Origin of the sequence: Rubrivirga sp., assembly GCF_049648075.1 — a bacterium.
Taxonomy (GTDB): domain Bacteria; phylum Bacteroidota; class Rhodothermia; order Rhodothermales; family Rubricoccaceae; genus Rubrivirga.
Genome location: NZ_JBARYR010000163.1, coordinates 1 through 3,834, shown reverse-complemented (window position 1 = coordinate 3,834; position 3,834 = coordinate 1). Strand labels below are relative to the sequence as shown.

Annotated in this window: 4 protein-coding genes; all 4 read right to left on the bottom strand. The window is 68.8% G+C overall.

Annotated elements, in window-relative coordinates; all coding sequences use genetic code 11:
* A partial coding sequence (locus WBA11_RS04595) for a site-2 protease family protein (protein ID WP_424519546.1) occupies positions 1–1,225 on the bottom strand: 1,225 nt, incomplete at its 3' end.
* A 254-nt stretch (positions 1,226–1,479) separates the two neighbouring features.
* Complete coding sequence (locus WBA11_RS04590; RefSeq protein WP_424519545.1) at positions 1,480–2,694, bottom strand: pyridoxal phosphate-dependent aminotransferase; 1,215 nt, start codon at positions 2,692–2,694, stop codon at positions 1,480–1,482.
* 125 nt (positions 2,695–2,819) lie between these two features.
* Positions 2,820–3,311, bottom strand: coding sequence for a pantetheine-phosphate adenylyltransferase (gene coaD / locus WBA11_RS04585; protein WP_424519544.1), 492 nt, complete (start codon positions 3,309–3,311; stop codon positions 2,820–2,822).
* A gap of 189 nt (positions 3,312–3,500) precedes the next feature.
* On the bottom strand, positions 3,501–3,834 hold a 334-nt coding region (locus tag WBA11_RS04580; RefSeq protein ID WP_424519543.1), incomplete at its 5' end, for an RsmD family RNA methyltransferase.

Below are 3,834 nucleotides of genomic sequence, written 5' to 3'. Positions count from 1 at the left end.
ACCCGCCGTACACCATGATCGGCCGGATCGAGAAGCACAGCGCGAAGATGACCAGGCAGAGGTAGCCGAGCGCTTTCCGCCCCGGCGTCAACGGCTCGCGGATCATTACGGGCGGATGGTCCACGCGGATGACGAACAGGATGAGCCCCACCCAAAACAACCAGCCCGTCCAACCCGTCGAGAGGGCGAGGCCCGGCAGCGTGTACGTCACGACGGCCGAGAGCCCCGTCATCACGGCGATTCCCGGGAAGACGACGCGCCACTCACCATCGAACAGCCGTGCGAGTGCCAAGGCGTTGACCAACGCGACCACCGCCCAGATCGTCCAAACCGATAGACCAACCAAGTCCATCACCAGCCCAATCGTACCAGAGAGCAGCAACAGCAGCGTCGTGACGCGAGCGATCACTTGGTGCACGGCGGGACCGAACAACGCGTACACGACGTGCCCGCCGTCGAGCTGTCCGACCGGCAACAAGTTGAGCGCCGTAAAGAACAGCCCGAGCCATCCGGCCAGCAAGACGGGATAATGCACGATCTCGTCGCCGGAGATGCGGAGCGGCGCCAGGCTTTGCATCAGGTGGAACAGCGGCGTGTCGCCAAAGACGATGGCCATCGTGCCCGGCGGGACCTGGCTCGGTTGGAAGATGGGAAAGGCTCCCGTTGCCCGGATCGTGTCCACCACGTCCTGATGCCCGACGACGCCCAGCAGGTACTCCGGCGGCGGCTGCGTGAACGCGGCATAGAGCAACACACCCACCGCCACGACGAAGCCGGCGAGCGGCCCGGCGGCACCGATGTCGAACAGTTGGCGCGTGCGACGAAGCGGCTCCTTGATGCGGATCACCGCCCCAAACGTCCCCAGCGTACCCGGCAGCGGAACCGGGATGTAGTACGGGAGCGAGACCCGCGTCTTGAGAAGCCGCGCCGCCGTGTAGTGACCGAACTCGTGGACGGTCAGGAAGAGCAAGAAGGGGAACGCGTACGCGAACCCGTCCGCCAGATACGTCGGATCGGCCAAGATCGCGATCCAGGGCGGCAGAATCGAGGACGGCTCCGTCCACAGTGCCGACCGCCCCACGAGGGCTCCGCCGCACCACACCGTCGCCGCGAACGTGGCGACGAACAGGCCGATGTGGACCCAGATCCGGTCTCGGTCCGGCTCGGGCGGCGTGTAGTTGGTCAGCAGGCTCCCCTCAGATCGGGGCGTCGGGCGCGGGTCCACGAAGTCGGTCGGGGGGCGCGGGCGTACGCGAGCGCGCGGGGCGGGTTCGGAGCGAGGACCGGGGGCGGCTGCGACCTCGAGGACGTGCCCGGAATGCGAGACGAGGCGTGTCAGCTGGACGACCTCGTCCTCGAGGACGCTGAGCGGACGCTCCTCTCCTAACCTCTGCCAGGGACACAAGTGAATAGGTCCCCTCCTGTCGCCCTCGAGGGCTCGAACCTCCTCTCGTCTCCCGGCGACCTCGAGGACGCGCCCTATTGCAGCGCGCCCAGCCCGGCCTCGAGGCGGTCGCAGGCGCGCATCAGCGAGTCCATGTCGGTCGCGTAGGACAGACGAACTCCCGAGTCGAGGCCGAACGCCTCGCCAGGCACCAAGGCCAGGTCGTGCTCCTCCAGGAGGTACTGGCACAGCGCGACGCTGCCCTCGATCACGTCGCCCGAGGGCGTCGAGCGGCCGTAGACCGCGGACACGTCTGGGAAGAGGTAGAACGCGCCGTTCGGAGTCGGGCACGACACGCCGGGGATGGACTCGAGACGAGCCAAGACCGCGTCTCGGCGTTCGCGGAACGCCGAGACCATCTCGTCGATCACGCCGTGGTCCATGTCGAACGCGGCGAGCGAGGCGTACTGCGTGATCGAGGACGGGCCGCTCGTGTACTGGCTCTGGATCTTGGCCGTCGCCCGTGCCCACCACAGCGGCGCCGCCAGGTAGCCCAACCGCCAGCCGGTCATGGCGTACGCCTTCGAGAACCCGTTGACCGTCGCCGTCCGCTCGCCCATGCCGGGCAGGCTCCCGAACGAGACGAACTCGGCGTCGAAGGTCACGTACTCGTAGATCTCGTCCGAGAGCACCAGCACGCGGTCGTGGCGCCCGATCACCTCGGCGAGAGCAGCCAGCTCCTCCGGCGAGTAGACGGCGCCGGTCGGGTTGGACGGACTGTTGATGATGACCAGCCGCGTCCGGTCCGTGATGGCGCCCTCGAGGTCGGCTGGCGTCACCTTGTAGTCGGCCTCGGGGCCGGCGGGGAGCGCGACGGGAGTGGCGCCCGCGAGCCGGGCCATCTCGGGGTAGCTCACCCAGTACGGTGCTGGGATCAGGACCTCGTCGCCGGGCTGGCAAACGGCCAGGACCGCTTGCGCGACCGACTGCTTGCCGCCGTTCGAGCACACGACCTGCTCCGCCGCGACCTCGAGGCCGTTCTCCCGCACCAGCTTGGCCGCGATCGCCTCGCGGAGCTCAGGGATGCCGGGACTCGGGGTGTAGTTGAACCGCTGGTCCCGAAGAGCTTGGTGCGCCGCCTCGACGATGGGCGCGGGTGTCGGGAAGTCGGGCTCGCCGGCCGAGAGCGCGATCACGTCGCGGCCCTCGCGCCGAAGCGCCTTGGCCCTCGCCGAGATCGCCATCGTGGCCGACGGCTGCATCGAGGCCACGAACGGGTTGAGAGTGTCGAGGGCGGGCGCGTCGGTCATCGGTCTGATGGGGTGCGCCGCAAGGTAGACGGCGTACGGCCGCGCTCGCGACCTCGAGGTCGGCCGAAAGCGCTTCCCCGCCCTCGAATTTTCGACCTCGGAGCCGGGCCGACCTCGAGGACGAGTCAGTCCGTGCGACGGTCGGCCAGCGCATCCGCCACGACGGGCGGCACGAACGACGACACGTCGCCGCCCCACCGGTGGATCTCGCGCACGATCGAGGCCGCGACGAACGTGTGGTCCTCGGCCGGCATCAGGAACACGGTCTGCAAATCGGGGAACAGGCGTCGGTTCGCGAGCGCCATGCGGAACTCGTAGTCGAAGTCGGAGACCTGCCGGAGGCCTCGGACCAGGGCGACCGCTCCTGTCGCCCGCGCGTGGTCCACCAACAGCCCCTCGAACGCGGTCACCCGCACGCGGTCGTGCCCTTCGATCCCTTCGACGCTCGCCTGGACCAGTCCGACGCGGTCCTCCGTCGAGAAAAGCGTCTTCTTCGACGCGTTGACGGCGACCGTCACCTCGATGGTATCGAACACCTTGAGCGCTCGTTCCAAGACGTCGAGGTGTCCGTAGGTGACCGGGTCGAAGGTGCCGGGGTAGAGAGCGAGGCGGTCCAAGGGGTTGGGGGTTGGGGGTTGGGGAAGATGCGCGACGCTCGTCCTCGAGGTCGCAGAATCGTCACGGATCCCCAGCCGGCGTAGAGACGCCACGCCGTGGCGTCTGGTGTCCGTCCTCAAGGACGCGGCAAACGTAGAGACGCCCCGTGGGGCGTCTGTGACGACCTCGATGCGGCGATCTCGAGGTCGCTACTCCCCCTCGAACACGCTCACCACCGTCCGCCCGTACGACCGGGTCAGCACGAGCCCCGGCGCCTCCTCGAAGCGGTGCCGCGCGTCGTGCTCGAGGACGAACAGCCCTCCCTCATCGAGGACGGGACGAACGAGAGCGGGCAGCGACGCCAGCCCCTCGAGGTCGTACGGCGGATCCGCCAGGGCGAGATCGACGCCCGCGGGGCCGCGTCGGAGGAACGAGAGCGCGTCGGCCTTGACGAACGAGCAGCGGCCCTCGAGGTCGAGCGACCGTGCGTTCCCACGGGCGACGGCCAGCGTCGGCGCGTGGCGCTCGACGAACGTGCAGCGC

Excerpts from the sequence above, each read along its gene's own strand:
- WBA11_RS04590 (WP_424519545.1), bottom strand. The coding sequence starts at position 2,694 with ATGACCGACGCGCCCGCCCTCGACACTCTCAACCCGTTCGTGGCCTCG.